Here is an 18,667-nt window from a genome sequence, read left to right as displayed (position 1 = left end):
TTTTCGGAAGCCCTGGGAAGATTCTAACAATAAAGGGAATCGGATATGCGTGTGCGTAAGTTGGCACTTGCAGTTGGTCTAGTCGGTGCACTGGGAAGCAACGCGACTCTGGCGCTCGGACTGGGGGAGATCAAACTCAACTCCACCCTTAATCAACCGCTCAATGCGGAGATTGGCCTGCTGCAAACCCGCGGCCTGGATGATGCTGAGATCAAAGTGCGTCTGGCAGGGCCGGATGAATTTGACCGCGCTGGAGTAGAGCGCTCCTACCTACTCACTTCACTGCGTTTTGATGTGGATTATTCGGGCAGCAAGCCGGTAGTCCGTATTACCAGCCGCGAACCTATCCGCGAACCCTTTCTGAATTTCCTGGTTGAAACCCGCTGGCCCAGTGGACGCCTGCTGCGGGAATACACCCTGTTGATGGATCTGCCGGCGTTTTCACCGAACAGCGCTCAGCAGCCGGTGCGCGCGGCCGAGCGCGAGCGCCAGCAGGTGCGCCGCGACACCCAAGTTCAGAGACCCGCTCCGCGTCCGGCGCAACCCGCACCGCAGCCGGTTGTCGAGCCAGAAGTGGAGCAGCCCACTGAAACACCTGCGGCACAGCAACCCGAGCCTGTGCGTCGTCAGCCGCAGCGCGCCTCTACAAATAGTGGCGATAGCAGCCAGGTTTACGGCCCGGTTTCCTCCGCCGATACCCTGTGGGAAATCGCCCTGGAAAATCGTGTTAGCCGCGAATTTTCCGTGCAGCAAACCATGTTGGCGATCCAGCGCCTGAATCCGGAAGCTTTTATCAACGGCAATATCAACCTGTTGAAAAAGGGTGCGGTGCTGCGTCTGCCCAACAACGAAGATTTGCGCAGTCTGAGCCTCACCGAGGCAATTTCCGAGGTGGCACAGCAGAATGACTCCTGGCGTCAGCGTAACCGCTCCGAGGAAGTCGCTACAGGAGCGCCGCTGGATGCGCGCCCTGTAGAGGAAGAGCGCCTCGCCAGCACCGAGATTGAAGGTCGCGTAAGCCTGACCGCCCCCGGCGACAACGAATCTGTTATCTCGGGCTCCGGCAGTGGTTCCGAGGATAGCGAGGCCCTGGAAGGCGACCTGACGGTGGCCGAAGAAGAGCTGGATAAATCCCAGCTGGAAAATACTGAGTTGCGCGAGCGTATCGCCGAACTCGATGAACAGATCGATACCATGGAGGCCTTGGTCGAGGTTTCCAATGATGAAATGCTCGCGGTGCAGGCCGCCGCCGAATTATCTGATCCGCTCCTCGATACCAGCGAAATTGAAAGCGACGAGCTGGCCGACAATGAACTGGTCAACAATGAGTTGGACAGCGAGGAAGGTCAGTCGGATGAAGCCCTTGCTGGCGAATCCCACGATGATTCTGTCGAGCAGAATACTGCGCAAGCGACTGCCGCCGAGCCGGAATCGCGCAATCGCGTAGTGTCCGTTCAAACCCAGCCTGAGCCCAGCCTGATGGAGAAGCTCGGCGGTAATATGCAATTGGTCGGCATCGGTGCCGCAGGTTTGCTGGTGGGCTTGTTCGGTTTCTTTACCTGGCGCCGCCGCAAGGCTGAACAGGAGGCTGAGCAGCAACTGGAGCAACAGCTGGCCGCAGAGGAATCCTCCCTGGACTTGCCTGAAGAGGCCACCACAGCGGATGAAACCCTGGCCGCAGTGGAGAGTATGGAAGCCGATGATGCTTTCGACCTCAGCGACCTGGGTGATGTGGGTACCGATGACCCCATCTCTGAGGCGGAAATTCACCTGTCTCTGGGGCAGTACGAAGAAGCCGAGAGCAAACTGCTGCTGGGCTTGGAGAAAGACCCCCAGGTAGTGGATGCGCGGCTGATGCTGATGGAGGTTTACGCCCACAATCAGGATATTGAGAAGTTCGACGACCACTATATCCAGCTGCTTGCTATCAGCGATGGCCCTGCGGCGGACCGCGCGGCACGCCTGCGTGAAACGATTGCCGGTGCCCCTGACTTTGAAGCCCCGGCGATGGATTTCTCCAGCGAGTCCCTGGAAGCGGCGCAACTGGACGATATTGGCGCCGCTCTAGATCAGGATTTTTCCGGGGCCGAGCCAGCCCATTCTAATGAGGAGGGCTTTAATGGCGATAACTCGCTGCTCGACGACCTCACCATGGATCTGTCCCTGGACCATGAGAAAGTGGATGGCGAACTATCTACAGAGGAACTGTCCCTCGACCTGGATGACACCTTTGCGGAGCCGCCCCTGGACACGGGAGACTCCCTCGATCTGGATAGCGAATTCAACCTCGATGATTTGGATCTCGATGACGCTCTGGATACCGATCAGGCCAACTCCCAGTTGGCGTCTAATAGTGATGAAGAGTTAAACCTCGATGATCTCGATTTAGGCGACTTGGATCTCGGTGACCTGAATACCACAGGGTCCGATGAACTGGCGTTGCAAGATTCCCTGGCTGGTGAAGCTGCCGCAGAGAACGAGGGAGATCTTGCCCCAATCGATTTTGATACCTCTGAACTGGACCTCGACTCCCTGGCGCTCGATACCGCTGAGAGCCCAGAGGCTGGCGTTGACGAGCTGGCTACTGAGCTGGAAGAGGCCGGTGTAGAGACTGAAAAGAGCAAGTCCGGTGGCTCCATTGGCGGTTTGGATTTTGAATTAGACCTCTCCATGATGGAAGGGGACGCTAAGGAACTGCACGCCGAAGAGGTCGCGGCGACTGAGGATAGTCTGGAAGCCCAGGAGTTGGAGGCTGTTGTCGATGCAGCACCAAGCGCGGGTAGCGAGGATGAGTTCTCGCTGGAGGCTTTCTCCGAGGACGACCTGGATATGATTGGCTCAGAGTTGGATGGTGAGCTGGATCTCGATAGCATTGATCTCGACGATCTTACCGGTGATCTCGCTTCGACAGAATCTCTGGAGGTCGCAACCAGCGCCGCAGTTGCCGATAATGCCGAACCCAATGGTTTGCCACAGGAAGAGGATCTCGACTTCGATATGGCCTCCCTAGAGGCTACCGGTGAAGAGTTGTCTATTGGCGAAGGCGCTGTTGAAGAGGAGTTCTCCCTCGAAGACGAGCTGGCCCTGATTGACGAATCTACCGACGGGGATCTGGCTTTGGAGTTGGGCACCGAGAATGATCTCGATCTGGAGTCTGTACCAGCTCAAGAACCACTTGGCCAGGAGCAGGCTGGCAATAAGCAGAGTCGTGAAGTGGCTGCCACACAACAGCAAGATGCCGAGTCCGAATTTGCCGGTTTGGATTTCAATTTGGAGAGCGATCTCAATTCCGAGCTCAGCCTGCTAGAAGGTGGCGACGAGATGGGTACCAAGTTGGAGTTGGCCCAGGCTTATATGGACATGGGTGACAAAGAGGGTGCCAAGGATATCCTCAAGGAAGTGGCCCAGGATGGCGGTGGCGAGCATAAGAGCCGCGCAGAGGAGATGTTGGAGCGCATGGTTTAACCGCCTCACGACTCCGCCCAAAAAAACCTCGCACAGGCTGCGAGGTTTTTTTATGTTGCCAGGGACTCCCCGGCGAATTTTTCGCGCTCTATTCGAGTTGTCGGATTTTTTTACTAAACACTGCCCTCGGCTTTGGGGGCGGCACATTTTCAGAGTATTTTTGCCGTTATGACGCAGGCGACAGATCGCGAATACATCTACAAAGCCAATGGAGAGGTCCCCCCCGGTGAACAGCTGCCCGAAGGGCTGCGTCGAATTGCACTGGGTGTTGAGTATTGTGGCGCGCGGCTGCACGGCTTCCAAAAACAGAAGTCTGCCGCGGAAACTGTACAGGCCCATCTGGAGCGGGCCCTCTCCAATATCGCTGCGGAACCTATCACCCTGGTTTGCGCTGGTCGTACCGACGCTGGAGTGCATGCCACGAATCAGGTGGTTCACTTCGATACCCGTGCTCAGCGCCCGGAGCGCGCCTGGGTTCAAGGCGTGAATACCAAACTGCCGGACTCTGTGCGAGTGCGCTGGGTTCGTGAGATGCCGGCACAATTTCATGCGCGCTTTTCTGCCCATGCGCGTAGCTATCGCTATTTAATTCACAGTGCGCCGACCCGCTCAGCACACAGTGCGGCCGAGGTGACCTGGACTCAGCACCCACTGGACATGGATGCCATGCGCGAGGGGGCGAAGCACTTGGTTGGTCGCCAGGATTTCACCAGTTTCCGCGCCTCCCAGTGTCAGGCCAAGAGCCCAGTGCGGGAGATCACCCGACTGGATATCGCTCGTGTGGGGCAGCTGATCGTGTTGGAAGTGAGCGCCAACGCTTTCTTACACCATATGGTGCGCAATATTACCGGCGTTTTGATGGCAGTGGGGCGAGGAGAGCGCAGCCCCGACTGGGTATGGGAGGTACTGGAGAAGCGCGATCGCTCCGCCGGTGGAGTCACTGCGCCGCCATTCGGTTTATATTTGGTGGATGTGCGATACCCGCGGGAATTTCAATTGCCTGTCTGCGAACCGGGACCTTTGCTGGTGCCCCTGGCACTCGGTACGCTCCCGCAGCTTTAAATAATTGGCAGATTTTATCGCGTATCCTTTCAGTCGGGCTCTCAGGTTGCACTTTCGGCGAAATAGCACGCGTTTCGCCCCCCGTGCCAATCTGCTAGTATCCTGAGTTCCCTCATTTTTGTTGGCCGCTCGGCCGGCTCCAGGTTAAGCGATGCAAGTGAAGATTTGCGGCATCACCCGTGTAGAAGATGCCCTGATGGCTGTTGACGCCGGCGCGGATGCGCTGGGACTGGTCTTCTATAAGGCCAGTCCTCGCTATATCGACCCCAAGGCTGCCGCAGTAATTGCCGCAGCGGTTCCTCCCTTTGTTACCCTGACAGGCTTATTCGTGGATGCCGCTCAGAGTGAAGTAGGTCAGGCACTGGAGTTGGTTCCCCTCAACCTATTGCAATTTCACGGTGAGGAAAGAGCCCGTTACTGCGAGCAGTTTCGCCGGCCCTATATCAAGGCTTTGCGCATGAAAGAGGGCTTGAATGTCGCCGCTGCAATGCAGGAACACCCCAAAGCGCGCGGTTTTTTACTGGATGCCTATCGCCCAGGTGTACCCGGTGGCACCGGTGAGACCTTCGACTGGGACAGGGTGCCGCAGGAAAGTGGCCGGTCCATAGTTCTTGCCGGCGGACTGAACGCGGACAATGTTTCCAAGGCGATATCAGCAGCGCGCCCCCAGGGAGTGGATGTCAGCGGCGGCGTAGAAGAGGCGCCGGGTATTAAAGACCGGCAAAAAGTGAGTGCTTTTATTCGCGCAGCTAAAGGCAATTAGTTTGCGAGATAGAATAATTTAGCGTCACAAGAATGTGTCGCTGCCGGTAAAACCGGTACCAACCAGAAAATACAAGCAGCTCTGTATACCTGCACCGGTATTTTCTGGTGATGTTTGAATGCTTCAGAGGGAACTATTGTTGCATAGGATGAAAGCGGCACAGGGAAGTGCCGCCGCCGGCAGTGCCGGCGCGAGCCAGAAAATACCAGCAGATCCACGCATCTGCGCCAGTATTTTCTGGCGATGCTTGAATAGTTCAGGAGGAATTATTCAAGCATTAATAAATAGGCAAACAGTTTAAAAACCACGTGACCCACGGAGTATGAGTGTGAGTAAGCCAGGTGCTATCGATTTTTCCACCTTCCCGGATGCGAGCGGACATTTTGGTCCCTACGGCGGTCGCTTTGTATCGGAGACGCTGATCAGCGCATTGGATGAGCTTCAGGCAATGTATAGCCGCCTGAAAGATGATCCGGATTTTGTCGCTGCCTTTGATCACGATCTGGCGCACTATGTAGGCAGGCCATCACCGCTGTATCTCGCTGAGCGATTGACTGAGCAGGCGGGCGGTGCGCGAATCTGGCTTAAGCGGGAAGACCTCAACCATACCGGTGCGCACAAAGTAAACAATACCGTTGGCCAGGCACTGTTGGCCAAGCACAGCGGTAAGAGTCGCGTCATTGCTGAAACCGGTGCTGGCCAACACGGTGTGGCCACCGCTACCGTGGCCGCACGCTTGGGGTTGCAGTGCACCGTTTATATGGGCGCTGAAGACGTCAAACGCCAATCCCCCAATGTCTACCGTATGAAGCTGTTGGGCGCCGAAGTGGTGCCGGTGGAGTCCGGTTCCAAGACCTTGAAAGACGCTATGAATGAGGCCATGCGCGATTGGGTGACCAATGTCGATAACACCTTCTACATTATCGGCACCGTGGCTGGCCCCCATCCCTATCCCCAGTTGGTGCGGGACTTTAACTCCATTATTGGCCGCGAAGCGCGTCGCCAGAGCCTGGAACAGTTTGGTCAGTTGCCCGATGCCCTGGTGGCCTGTGTTGGCGGTGGCTCCAATGCGATTGGCCTGTTCCACCCCTTCCTCAATGATTCTGAAGTGAAAATGTTTGGCGTTGAGGCCGGCGGTGAAGGCCTGGCTTCCGGCAAGCACGCGGCGCCGCTCAACGATGGTATTCCCGGTGTTTTACACGGCAACCGCACCTATTTGATGGAAGACGAAGACGGCCAGATTATTGAGACCCACTCGGTTTCTGCGGGCCTCGACTACCCAGGTGTCGGTCCCGAACACGCCTGGCTCAAAGATATCGGCCGTGTTGAGTATGTCACCGCCGATGATAAAGAGGCGCTCGAGGCCTTCCGTCGTCTCACCCGCACCGAGGGTATTCTGCCGGCATTGGAGTCCAGCCATGCAGTTGCCTACGCGATGAAACTTGCGGCTGAAATGGCGCCTGAACAAAACATCGTGGTGAACCTCTCCGGTCGCGGTGACAAAGATATTTTCACCGTTGCCGCGATTGACGGTATTGAGGTTTAACGGCGCTCTGCCCACCACCTCGGGTGGGCCTATCAAAAAAATCGTGACCAAGTGAGCTGGCGCTAAGCCAGGAGTAGCTCAGGGAATACACAGTGACAGAACAAAATAGAATTGATCGCCGCTTTGCCAGACTGCGCGGCGAGGGCCGAAAGGCCCTGGTAACTTATATCGTCGCCGGTGATGGCGGCCTGGAAAATACCGTACCCCTGATGCATCAGCTGGTGGCCAGTGGTGCGGATATTATCGAGCTGGGGGTGCCTTTTTCCGATCCCATGGCTGAGGGGCCGGTAATCCAGAAGGGGCATGAGCGCGCCCTGGCCAGTGGTGCCTCGTTGCGCAAGTGTCTGGCGCTGGTTAAAGAGTTCCGTCAGGTGGATGCGGAGACCCCGATTATCCTGATGGGGTATGCCAACCCGATCCAGCGTATGGGTGAGCGGGAGTTCGCCGATGCTGCGCTCGATGCCGGAGTTGACGGTGCCCTCACGGTGGATCTGCCGGCGGAGGAAGCGGGGCCGCTCAATAAGCTTTTGGCGGAGCGGAACCTGCGCAATATCTTCCTGCTGACGCCCACCACCACCGAAGAGCGTATTCGCGAGATTACCGGCCTGGCCAGTGGTTTTGTGTATTACGTCTCCCTGAAGGGCGTTACCGGTGCCGGCCATCTCGACCTGGACTCTGTGCGCGATAATCTCGAACATATTCGCCGCTTCACCGATTTGCCCCTGTGTGTGGGTTTTGGTATCAAAGACGGTAGCTCGGCGCGATCCGTCAGTGCCCATGGCGACGGCGCGGTAGTGGGTAGTGTGCTGGTCTCAGCGGTAGATAACGCTGCGGATCTGGCTGCCGCCAAGGCGAAGCTGGGGGACATCGTCAGCGAGATGCGCCGGGCTCTGGACCGCTAGGCTTGCCCCGGGCTAAGGCAGGAAGCTGGCCAGATCACCAAAAATAGCGGCTGATCTGGCTGGGTTTGATGTTCAGCTTAGTGTTTTAATTCGTAGCCTGAAACTCACCGGTCGGTAAAATGCGCCGGCCTACAGAAAGCATCCGGATTTGGAAACGAGATGAGCTGGTTAGAAAAAATTGTTCCCGCGGTAATTCGCACCGAGCGACGTGCCGGCAACAGCAAGGTCCCAGAGGGGGTATGGAAGAAGTGCGTCAAGTGTGACGCCATGCTTTACCGCCCGGAGCTGGAGCGCAACCTGGATGTGTGCCCCAAGTGCGATCACCATTTGCGTATCGGCGCCCGCCGTCGCTTGGATATCTTCCTCGATGAGGACGGGCGTGAAGAACTGGCCACCGATGTGCTGCCAGTGGATCGCCTGAAGTTTAAAGACGTCAAAAAGTACAAAGATCGCCTGCTGCAGGCGCAAAAATCCACTGGTGAAAAAGACGCATTGATTGCCATGCAGGGCACCTTGAACGGCGAGCCCTTGGTGGCGGTGGCCTTCGAATTTGCCTTCCACGGCGGTTCCATGGGTTATGTGGTGGGAGAGCGCTTTACTCGCGCGGCCCAGCGCGCCTTGGAGCAGCGCATTCCTCTGGTGTGCTTCTCAGCCACTGGTGGGGCGCGCATGCAGGAGGCTTTGATCTCCCTGATGCAGATGGCCAAGACCTCGGCGGTGCTGGAAAAAATGAAGATGGCGGGTGTGCCCTATATCTCCATTATGACCGACCCCGTGTATGGCGGCGTTTCGGCCTCCCTGGCCCTGTTGGGGGATATCAATGCGGCCGAACCGGGCGCACGTGCCGGGTTTGCTGGCCCCAATATTATCGAGCAGACCATCCGCCAGAAATTGCCCAAGGGTTTCCAGCGCAGTGAATTCCTGCTGGAGCACGGCGCAATCGATATGATTATTCCGCGCAAGGATATGCGCACCACCGTCTCGCGCCTATTGGGTAAACTGAGCGGTAATTAATTATTCCCCATTCCCCGGAGGTGCTTAAGAGTAGCCAGGAAGAAAACCTGGCTGCTGCCTCCCACCAGCGATCTATCCGATTATGTCCTCATTACAAGATTGGCTCGCCCGCCTGGAGCGGCTGCACCCTACTGAAATAGAACTGGGGCTCGAGCGTGTCTCCTCTGTCGCCGCTACCCTGGGGGTGCAAAAACCCGCCCCCAAGGTGATTACCGTGGCGGGCACCAATGGCAAGGGCTCCTGTGTGGCGACTATGGAGGCACTCTTATGTCACGCCGGTCACTCTGTTGGGGCTTACAGCTCTCCACACCTGCTGCGTTTTAATGAACGGATACGTATCAATGGCGAGGAGGTATCCGATCAACAGTTGGTCGAGTCTTTTGTCGCGGTGGAGGCTGCTCGTGGGGAAACCAGCCTGACCTATTTTGAGTTCACCACCCTGGCCGCACTGTGGTTATACCAGCGCGCGGGAGTGGAATATGCCCTGCTGGAAGTCGGCCTCGGTGGCCGGTTGGATGCGGTCAACCTGGTGGATGCCGACTTGGCGGTTATCACCAGTGTGGCGGTTGATCACGAGGATTGGTTGGGCAGTGATCGAGAGGTTATCGGCCGCGAGAAGGCAGGCATTTTGCGTCCCGGTGCCCCCTTCATCTGTGCAGATAGCGCACCGCCTCAATCGGTGTTGTCTGCGTCCGAAAAGCAGGCCAGTTCCAGTTATTTTATTGGCCAGGATTTCAGTATCACTTCGAGTGGGGACAGTGAGATCTATCACTTTGGTGATCTGGTACTGTCGATACCGGATATCAGCTTGCCGCGTCCCAGTATCGCTGCCGCGCTCACCGCTCTGGCAATACTGGATGCTCTACCTCAAGAGGGTAGCGAGACAGCCCTGGCCCAAATAACGCTGCCCGGGCGCTGTCAGCAAGTCTATTGGCATGAGCGAAATCTGCTGTTGGATGTGGGGCACAACCCGGCTGCGGCGGAACACCTGGCAAATTGGCTTGCCGCCAACCCGGTAGAGGGGAAGACCCATGCTTTGGTAGCAGCTATGAAAGACAAGGACCTGCCCGGCCTGTTTGCCCCTCTCCGTGGACTGGTGGATCGCTGGCACCCGGCCCTGCTGCCGGAAAATAACCGTGCTGCCGGTGGCGAGGCGCTGTGCGCGGGGCTTCAAGAAGCTGGCGTGGATGAGACAAATATGGATCGGCGCTGTCCAACTGTAGCCGAAGGGTTGTCACAACTGCTGCCGACCCTCGGTCCACAGGACAGGTTGCTTGTCTATGGATCCTTCTTTACTGTGGCGGAAGTTCTGCAGCAGATACGAGACGAGGGTAATGGAGAATTGCGAGGATAAGTCCCCCCTCAGAGGGCGGCTGAACGACGGCTTTAAACAGCGCATTGTCGGTGCGCTGGTGCTGATTGCGCTCGCGGTAATTTTCCTGCCGAGCCTGCTGGACCGGGAGTCCAAGGGGCCTATCAGCGAAGCGAGCCAGATCCCGGCGGAACCCGATATTCGCCCGGTTGAGATTGGCAAACCCGAGCCTGTTGCCGGTGTGGCACCGGCTCCTGCGGCTGGAGAGATTTTTCAACCGGAAGTGCCGGAGAAGTTTTCCAACCCTGCGGAGGGGGCGGCCAAGTTTGCCGCTTCCGACTCTCATCCCGATTCTCAGTCCGGCTCACAGTCCAAGCAAGACGTGAGCGATTCCGCCTCGGAAGCGGAGAGCGATACTGCCAAAACTTCCAAAAAGGCCACTTCGCCACTGGTGGACGAGCAGGGGCAGCCGATGGCCTGGGTGGTACAGGTGGCCTCCTACAAGGACGACTCCCGCGCGCAGCAGCTGCGCATGCGGCTGATGGATAAGGGTTATCGCGCCTATACCCGCGCGGTGGAAACGGACAAAGGGCGCTTTGTGCGGGTCTTTGTGGGGCCCAAGGTCAATAAGGCCGATGCCGAGGGTATTAAGCGGGAGCTGGATTCCCTATTGCAAGCACAAACCTTGGTACTCCGCTTTAAAGCCTGATGGCTTATTGACCTGCAAGCAGGTAATTACAGCGATGCTAGGGAGCGAGCCTGACGAGCCGCTCTCGCTCTTGTCGACCCTCTCTTGGTTCTCTCTCGCCATTCGGCTCTCTCTCACTCTAAAGAAGCGGCAATTTCTCCAGCCTGTGCCAGTATTTCGCGGGTGGCTGTGAAACTGGCTGGGCGTCCATTCATTTCTTGCTAGGCTCGTTACCCGCTGGTGTATGGTCTTTCCCAGGAGGGTGACGCGCTGAAAGCGGCTATACGCCTGTACTTTTTTCGGCATAAATCCATTGCGGTAAGGCGATTCGCCCACGAAATTTTGCAGTTGGGGTAGGAAATTCCAATCGATTCGTCTACGGCTTCACGCGCTTAGTCCCTTAAGTTAGAATGCGCGCTCTTCGCGGCAGCAGCCGCCACGCAGGTAGGTTTGAATGAATTGGGCTGACTGGACCATCGTGGCTATTGTGGGTGTTTCCACACTTATCGGCCTTAGTCGAGGTTTCGTGCGTGAAACCCTGTCACTGCTCACCTGGGTTGCCGCTTTTTTGGTCGCGATGATGTTTCGCGAACAGCTGGCACCACTGCTTTCAAACCTTGTCGATACCCCATCTCTCCAGGCGATCGCCGCCTTCGCCATTCTGTTCTTCGGTACGCTCCTGGCTGGGGCTCTGTTGAATATGATGCTTTCTGCTTTTGTCGAGGCCACTGGTTTGTCCGGTACCGATCGGGTGCTGGGTATGGTGTTTGGTCTGGCGCGGGGAGCCATTGTGGTGATGGCACTGCTGATTCTGGCCCCGGCACTGGCTCCGGTGGATCAGGACAGCTGGTGGAGTGAGTCGGTGTTGATTCCCCACTTCCTCGAATTCGAGGGCAGTGCACGGGAGCTGGCCAAGTCTGTGAAGGACTATTTCGTAGAGTTATTTTAATCGGGCGCTAGCGCCGCTTTTTCGATCAATAGGGTCAAATATATGTGTGGTATCGTCGGTATCGTCGGTAAGAGTGATGTCAATCTGCAGCTCTATGATGCGCTCACTCTGTTGCAACACAGGGGACAGGATGCTGCGGGCATCGTAACCTGTGACGATGATCGCCTGAACCAGCAAAAAGCCAATGGCCTGGTGCGCGATGTGTTTCGCGCGCGCCACATGGAGCGCCTGAAAGGTAACTTTGGTATCGGTCATGTACGCTATCCCACCGCGGGTAGCTCCGGCCCCGCCCTGGCGCAGCCGTTCTATGTGAACTCTCCCTACGGTATTGCCATGGCACACAATGGCAACCTCACCAATGTGGGGGATGTGGTGGAGGAAATCTTCCAGCAGGATCTACGCCATATCAACACCGATTCCGATTCAGAAGTGCTGCTCAACGTATTTGCCCATGAGCTGCACAAGCTGCGCAAGCTGCACCCCAAGGCTGAGGATATCTTCACCGCTATGCGCGGTGTGCACAAACGTGTGCGCGGCGCCTACGCCTGTGTGGCCCTGATTGTGGGTTACGGCATCGTCGCCTTCCGCGATCCCAACGGTATTCGCCCGCTGGTTTACGGTAAGCGCGAGACCGACAAAGGCACCGAGTATATGGTGGCCTCCGAATCTGTGGCCCTGGATGTACTGGGCTACACCCTGGTACGTGATGTGGCCCCCGGTGAAGCCTTGTATATCGAACTGGATGGCACGGTGCACTCCGAGCAGTGCGCAGAGAATCCAACCCTGACTCCCTGTATTTTCGAGCATGTGTACTTCGCCCGCCCGGACTCCATTATGGATGGCGTTTCCGTACACAAGGCGCGCCTGCGCCAGGGTGAGCACCTGGCAGACAAGATTCTGCGCCTGCGCCCGGACCACGATATCGACGTAGTGATTCCCATCCCCGATTCCGCTCGCACCGCTGGCCAGACCGTGGCACACCGCCTGGGGGTGAAATTCCGTGAGGGCATGGTGAAGAACCGCTATATCGGCCGAACCTTCATCATGCCGGGGCAGAAGCAGCGTAAGAAATCTGTGCGCCAGAAGCTGAATGCCATTGAACTGGAATTCCGCGGTAAGAACGTGTTGTTAGTGGATGACTCCATTGTGCGCGGTACCACTTGTAAGCAGATCATCCAGATGGCCCGCGATGCGGGTGCCGCAAAAGTGTATTTCGCCAGCGCGGCGCCAGCGGTGAAGTACCCGAATGTGTATGGTATTGATATGCCGTCTGCCAGTGAGCTGGTGGCGCACAACCGCACTACTGAAGAGATCTGTGAAGAGATCGGTGCAGACTGGTTGATCTACCAGGACCTGGAAGACCTGGTGGTGAGTTCCAGCGGCGGCAAGCAGAAAATCGATCAGTTCGACTGCTCTGTTTTCGACGGTAACTATATTACCGGCGATGTGGATGAAGATTACCTCGATAGTCTTCACGCGGCGCGCAACGACGAAGCCAAACACAAGAAGACCGATACCAGCGCTCTGTAAGTTATCTCCGGCGGCGCTCTGTTCACGGCAGAAGAGGGCGCCATGCACGGCCGTTTCGGTTAATATGACCGCTTCCAAAAATACTGACCAGGAAGCGGTATATGTTTGAAGACGACGGTTACGCTCTGGAAACCCTGGCCGTTCGCGCCGGGCAGGTCCGCTCGGAAGAGGGCGAGCACTCCGAAGCCCTCTATCTCACCTCCAGTTACGTATTTCCCTCTGCCGCGGAAGCCGCCGCGCGCTTTACCGGCGAGAGTGCCGGCAACGTCTATTCCCGCTATACCAATCCCACCGTTCGAATGTTCGAACAGCGCATCGCCGCGCTCGAAGGTGGTGAGGCTGCGGTAGCCACGGCCAGCGGTATGGCCGCGATCCTCAGTATTTGTATGTCCTTATTGAAAAGTGGCGACCGGGTGATCTGTTCCCGCAGCGTATTCGGCACCACTACCGCGCTGTTCGGGCGCTATATGGAAAAGTTCGGCGTGCGTGTGAGCTATGTGGATCTCACCGATATGGACTCCTGGAAGCAGGCGGTGGATGGCTCCACCAAGCTGCTGTTTATGGAAACCCCCTCCAACCCACTGTGTGAAGTGGCGGATATCCGTGCCTTGGCGGAAATTGCTCACAGTGCCGGTGCCCTGCTGGTGGTGGATAACTGTTTCTGCACGCCGGCGCTACAGCGCCCGCTGGCACTCGGCGCTGATATTGTGGTGCACTCCGCCACCAAATTCCTCGATGGTCAGGGCCGTGCCCTGGGCGGTGTCGCGGTGGGTCGCAAGGAGATCATGGATGAGCTAGTGGTATTTCTGCGCACCGCTGGCCCCAGTATGAGTCCGTTTAATGCCTGGGTGTTCCTCAAGGGTTTGGAGACGCTCAAGCTGCGGATGCAGGCCCACTGCACCAATGCCCTGGATCTGGCCTGGTGGCTCGATGAGCAGGAGATGGTGGAGAAGGTCAACTACACCGGCTTGCCCAAACACCCCCAGCACCGCTTGGCCCGCGAACAACAGGACGCCTTCGGGGCGGTGTTGAGTTTTACCGTGCGCGGTGGCCGCGAGGAAGCCTGGAAGGTGATCGATAACTGTAAAATTCTGTCTTGTACCGCCAACCTCGGCGATGCCAAGAGCACCATCGTGCACCCGGCCACCACCACCCATGGACGCCTCAGCGATGAGGACAAGGCCCGCGCCGGTATCACCGAAAACCTGATTCGTATTTCTGTGGGTCTGGAAAATGCCGAGGATCTGAAGCGCGATCTGATGCGGGGCCTGTCCCTGTTATAAGCGTTTCGCCGGGCCTTGATTGGGCCGGATCGGTCCCTGACTTCCTATGATTAATAGCGGGTACCAAATCCGCTTTTATCCGGACTTGGCACCATGGCGCCTGCCGCACAGCGTTGGCGGGCGCTTACACCGGGCCTCTGTTGGCCTGAGAAAAAATGAGCAGTAATGGATTTGCCGTGCAAAAAATAGTTTCCGCCATCGTCTCCGATATTGGCAGTGTTTTGCTGGGAAAAGAGCGCCAGGTGAAGCTGGCCTTGGCCTGCCTTTTGTCTAAAGGCCACTTGTTGATTGAAGACCTGCCCGGAATGGGCAAGACCACTCTGGCCCATGCTTTGGCCCAGGTGTTCGGCCTCTCCTATAAACGGGTGCAATTTACCAGCGATATGCTGCCGGCGGATATTCTCGGTGTATCAATTTTTGAGCGGGAATCCGGGCAGTTTCATTTTCATGAGGGGCCGGTTTTCAGCCAGTTATTACTGGCCGATGAGATTAACCGCTCCTCCCCCAAAACCCAGAGTGCCCTGTTAGAGGCAATGGAGGAGCGCCAGGTCAGTGTGGACGGCGAAACCCGCGCGCTGCCACAGCCTTTCTTTGTGATTGCCACCCAGAATCCGTTGCAGCAGTCCGGTACTTTTGCCCTGCCAGAGTCGCAACTGGACCGATTCCTGATGCGTATCAGCCTAGGCTATCCCACTCGCGAAGCCGAGCGGGCGCTGTTTTTAGGGGCTGACCCCCGCCAACAGCTGGCCAAGCTAAAGCCGCGCATCGACCTCGCCACCCTGAAAAAAATGCAAAGTCTGGTGGGACAGGTGAAGGCCTCAGACAGCCTGCTTGATTATTTAGAGCGCCTGGTGCTGCACACCCGCCAGAGCCCGGATTGTGCCGTGGGTTTATCGCCCCGAGGGGCCCTGGCGTTACTGCGTGCCGCCAAGGCCTGGGCGCTGATTCACAATCGCGGCCATGTCCTGCCGGAGGATATCCAGGCGGTGCTGCCCTCAGTGGCTGGGCACCGCTTGCAGAGTGATGGCGGCAATGGCGATCAGTTGGTGGAGCGCCTTATGCGCCAGGTGGATATTATCGCGGCCTAAGCAGATGAGTGTGAACCGCGATTTTCCTCGGCAGGCTTCCAGTACAGGTTCGACAGACTCGAAAAGCTCGCGCAATTTTTTTCGCGGGCTGGGGGAGCGCTGGCTCAGCCGGCGCGCGCCCCGCTCACGGGATATCACCCTAAATCACAGCCGCTTATTTATCCTGCCCACTCGCGCGGGGCTCGGTTATTTATTGGTAACCGCTTTACTCTGGTTACTGGCCACCAATTACGAGAACAATCTGGTTTTTGCCCTGACCTTTTTACTGATCAGTGTCTTCGTTATCTTGCCGGTGCATACTTTCGCCAACCTGAGCGGCCTGCGTCTGCAATTACTGGGCACTGAAGCGGCTTTTGCCGGGGACTTTGCCGAGGCACAAATTAATCTGAGTCGTACGGACAAACGCCAACGGGAGTGGATACAAATTTGTTGGCCACCGGAGGAGGGCGCCTATGTGGATCTCTGTGAGGTGGCTTCGGCGGACTTTCGTATTGCGCTGCCAGCCCTGCAGCGGGGGCGAATTCAGGCGCCGCGATTAAGAATTGAGAGCCGCTTTCCGCTGGGACTGTTTCGCTGCTGGAGCCGCATCGATCTGGATGTGGAATTCCTGGTATATCCGCGACCGCTCACCGCCGGGCCCCTGCCGTTGGGAGAGGCCCTGGTAGAGGGTACATCCGGCCAGGTACGTCGCGGCGGGGATGATTATGCCTCCCTCAAACCCTACCAGCCCGGTGACTCTCTGCGCCATCTGGCCTGGAAACAATATGCCGCCGGTCGCGATCTCTATAGCAAGGAGTATGAGAGTCGTACGGATACTCGATTGTGGCTCGACTGGGAGTTGCTGGATGGGCGCGATGTAGAGACCCGCCTGAGTAACCTGTGTGATTGGGTCTTACAGGCGGAGAAGCAGGGCGTTGCCTATGGCCTGCGCATTCCCGGCACTACTTTGCCGCCCTCTCTAGGCACCGAGCACCAGCAGCGAGTGTTGTCGGCACTGGCCCTGTTTCCAAAGTGGGGTGGCTGATGGCGAATAATCGAGATCTATTGCCCCGCGAAAGCCTGTTGTGGATTTTCGCCGCGCAGTTTGTCGCCCTGCTGCCACAGCTGAGCCAGTTGCCACTGTGGATTGGTTTTGCCTGGGCGTTTGCAGTCTATTGGCGCTTGGAGGTCTTTCGCGGTCGCCGTGATCTGCCGGGGCGCGCCCTCAAACTATTGGTGATTGCGCTCACGGTGGCGGGTTTAGCGCAATCCTACCAGCGCTGGTTTGCGCTGGAGCCGATGGTGGCTTTATTAGCGTTGTCCTTTACCCTGAAAAACCTGGAGCTGGTAAGCCGCCGCGATGCCTTTGTCAGTTTGCTGCTGGCCTATTTTGTTGCCGCGACCCTGTTCGTGCGCGAACAATCGATTCCCTATGCCCTCTACGGTTTGATCGCTACCCTGGTGATTACCGCTGCACTGGCGGCACAGCTGGGAAGCTTCAGTGCGCGGCCGCGCCGGGCCCTGGGGCTCTCCCTGCGATTAATGGCGCAAGCCACACCGCTGATGCTGCTGCTGTTTGTGGTGATGCCGCGTTTGGGCCCTTTGTGGAATGTGCCCCAGGATACCTCCGCCGGTCGCACCGGCGTGAGTGACTCCATGGCACCGGGTGATTTCACCCGCCTGTCCAAATCCGCCAAGCCGGCACTGCGCATTTCCTTCGATGGACCCATACCGCCGCCAGAGCAGCGTTATTGGCGAGGGCTGGTGTACTCCGAGTTCGATGGGCGTACCTGGCGTCAGGGGTTGGGTGTGGACCCGCGCAATGGGGGGCAGGTGTACTGGAATAGTGGCGAGCGCCCGCTGCCACAAATCGGCCCACGTTACCGCTACCAGGTGATTCAGGAGGCGAGCCGCAGCCCCTGGTTATTTGCCCTGGCAAGGCCCGCTTCGGATAGCCCCGGTGTCGGGGAAACCGCGGATGACCGCCTGGTAAAGCGTTCGCCGGTGTACAGTCGCTTTGCCTATGAGGTGCGTTCCTGGCCTCGTGATTCCCAGGCGATCCCCTCGCCACTGAATAGCGCTGAGCGCCGCCGCAATCTGCAGCTGCCGGCCAATGGGAACCAGCGCACCCGCGAGTGGGTGGAACGCTTGCGCCGCCGGGGATTGGGGGCTGAAGAGATTTCGTCACAGCTATTGGCGCTCTACAACCGCGAATTTACCTATACCTTGCGTCCACCGGCACTGGGCAGTGACAGCGTGGACGAGTTCCTATTCGACAGCCAGAAGGGTTTCTGTGAACACTTTGCCGGCAGCTATGTGTTTGCCATGCGTGCCGCCGGTGTACCTGCGCGGGTGGTAGCGGGCTACCAGGGTGGCGAGTGGGTGAATGGTGAGAAGTACCTGTTGGTGCGCGAGTACGATGCCCATGCCTGGGCGGAGATCTGGCTCGATGGCCGCGGCTGGCAGCGGGTGGACCCCACGGCTGCCGTCTCCCCGGAGCGGGTTCGGGATGGTCTTGAAAGTGCCGCCGGCGAGGAGTTTATGCAGGACTCGCTGCTGCCGGTGCACCGCTTTGATGTCCTGGTGAAGCTGCGCCTGCAGTGGGACATGATCAATTACCGCTGGTATCAGACGGTAGTGAGTTTTGATAGTGAAAAGCAGCGGGATACTTTGCAAAGATTACTCGGTGATCTTTCTCCCATGCGTGTGGCACTGTTTTTTGCTACTCCGGTGGTTGTCGTATTATTTGGGATTCTCCTGTGGACTCGCCTGACCGGCCGGGGGCGCAAGCGGCCCGCCGTGGAGCGTCTCTACACAGTCTTCTGCAAGCGTATGGCCAGAGCCGGTATCACTCGCCGCCCCGGTGAGGCGCCCAGGGATTTCGCCAGGCGCATCGCCGAGCAAAAACCCCAGCTGGCAGAGTTTGCCGGACAGGTGACGGATGCCTTTGAGCGCGCAGCCTATGGCGGGGATAAAGGGGCTTTAATGGAGCTGCGCCGTCTGCTGCGTTGGTGCTTGGGGCTCCCTCTAAGAGTCCGGACAAACAAAAGCCAGCAGGCTGGTCACTAACCTTTGGAAGGTCTATC

The 18,667-nt window shown here is 57.7% G+C and carries 14 protein-coding genes; all 14 read left to right on the top strand.

Annotated elements, in window-relative coordinates; genetic code table 11:
- Window positions 1-45: 45 nt before the first annotated feature.
- The 14 genes from FIU95_RS13960 to FIU95_RS13895 all read left to right on the top strand — a co-directional run bounded on the left by FIU95_RS13960 (window position 46) and on the right by FIU95_RS13895 (window position 18,650).
- Window positions 46-3,465, top strand: coding sequence for a FimV/HubP family polar landmark protein (locus FIU95_RS13960; protein WP_152454351.1), 3,420 nt, complete (start codon window positions 46-48; stop codon window positions 3,463-3,465).
- Window positions 3,466-3,633: 168 nt separating this feature from the next.
- Window positions 3,634-4,527: a tRNA pseudouridine(38-40) synthase TruA gene (gene truA, locus FIU95_RS13955; protein WP_152454350.1), complete on the top strand. Its 894-nt coding sequence runs from the start codon at window positions 3,634-3,636 to the stop codon at window positions 4,525-4,527.
- A 151-nt stretch (window positions 4,528-4,678) separates the two neighbouring features.
- On the top strand, window positions 4,679-5,290 hold the full coding sequence (locus tag FIU95_RS13950) for a phosphoribosylanthranilate isomerase (protein ID WP_152454349.1): 612 nt from the start codon (window positions 4,679-4,681) through the stop codon (window positions 5,288-5,290).
- Window positions 5,291-5,612: 322 nt separating this feature from the next.
- On the top strand, window positions 5,613-6,836 hold the full coding sequence (gene trpB, locus FIU95_RS13945) for a tryptophan synthase subunit beta (protein ID WP_152454348.1): 1,224 nt from the start codon (window positions 5,613-5,615) through the stop codon (window positions 6,834-6,836).
- Between the two features lie 92 nt (window positions 6,837-6,928).
- Window positions 6,929-7,738 (top strand): tryptophan synthase subunit alpha, encoded by an 810-nt coding sequence (gene trpA / locus FIU95_RS13940; protein WP_152454347.1) that lies wholly within the window; start codon window positions 6,929-6,931, stop codon window positions 7,736-7,738.
- Window positions 7,739-7,897: 159 nt separating this feature from the next.
- On the top strand, window positions 7,898-8,752 hold the full coding sequence (gene accD / locus FIU95_RS13935) for an acetyl-CoA carboxylase, carboxyltransferase subunit beta (protein ID WP_152454346.1): 855 nt from the start codon (window positions 7,898-7,900) through the stop codon (window positions 8,750-8,752).
- An 82-nt stretch (window positions 8,753-8,834) separates the two neighbouring features.
- Window positions 8,835-10,106, top strand: a complete 1,272-nt coding sequence (folC, locus tag FIU95_RS13930) for a bifunctional tetrahydrofolate synthase/dihydrofolate synthase (protein WP_152454345.1) — start codon at window positions 8,835-8,837, stop codon at window positions 10,104-10,106.
- On the top strand, window positions 10,087-10,773 hold the full coding sequence (locus FIU95_RS13925; protein ID WP_172975410.1) for an SPOR domain-containing protein: 687 nt from the start codon (window positions 10,087-10,089) through the stop codon (window positions 10,771-10,773). Before folC ends, FIU95_RS13925 begins: the two co-directional genes overlap by 20 nt.
- A 433-nt stretch (window positions 10,774-11,206) precedes the next feature.
- Window positions 11,207-11,701, top strand: coding sequence for a CvpA family protein (locus FIU95_RS13920; RefSeq protein ID WP_152454343.1), 495 nt, complete (start codon window positions 11,207-11,209; stop codon window positions 11,699-11,701).
- 42 nt (window positions 11,702-11,743) lie between these two features.
- The gene (gene purF / locus FIU95_RS13915; RefSeq protein WP_152454342.1) at window positions 11,744-13,231 is read left to right on the top strand and encodes an amidophosphoribosyltransferase; all 1,488 of its coding nucleotides are present in this window, start codon (window positions 11,744-11,746) and stop codon (window positions 13,229-13,231) included.
- Between the two features lie 101 nt (window positions 13,232-13,332).
- Window positions 13,333-14,514 carry an O-succinylhomoserine sulfhydrylase gene (locus FIU95_RS13910; protein ID WP_152454341.1) on the top strand — a complete coding sequence of 394 codons (1,182 nt, stop codon included), beginning with the start codon at window positions 13,333-13,335 and terminating at the stop codon, window positions 14,512-14,514.
- Between the two features lie 176 nt (window positions 14,515-14,690).
- Window positions 14,691-15,602 carry a MoxR family ATPase gene (locus tag FIU95_RS13905; RefSeq protein ID WP_152456373.1) on the top strand — a complete coding sequence of 304 codons (912 nt, stop codon included), beginning with the start codon at window positions 14,691-14,693 and terminating at the stop codon, window positions 15,600-15,602.
- A gap of 10 nt (window positions 15,603-15,612) precedes the next feature.
- The gene (locus tag FIU95_RS13900) at window positions 15,613-16,626 is read left to right on the top strand and encodes a DUF58 domain-containing protein (protein WP_253868638.1); all 1,014 of its coding nucleotides are present in this window, start codon (window positions 15,613-15,615) and stop codon (window positions 16,624-16,626) included.
- Window positions 16,626-18,650 carry a DUF3488 and transglutaminase-like domain-containing protein gene (locus FIU95_RS13895; protein ID WP_152454339.1) on the top strand — a complete coding sequence of 675 codons (2,025 nt, stop codon included), beginning with the start codon at window positions 16,626-16,628 and terminating at the stop codon, window positions 18,648-18,650. Before FIU95_RS13900 ends, FIU95_RS13895 begins: the two co-directional genes overlap by 1 nt.
- Window positions 18,651-18,667: the final 17 nt, after the last annotated feature.

The organism is Microbulbifer sp. THAF38 (assembly GCF_009363535.1).
Lineage (GTDB): Bacteria > Pseudomonadota > Gammaproteobacteria > Pseudomonadales > Cellvibrionaceae > Microbulbifer.
This window is presented reverse-complemented; position numbering and strand designations above follow the sequence as displayed.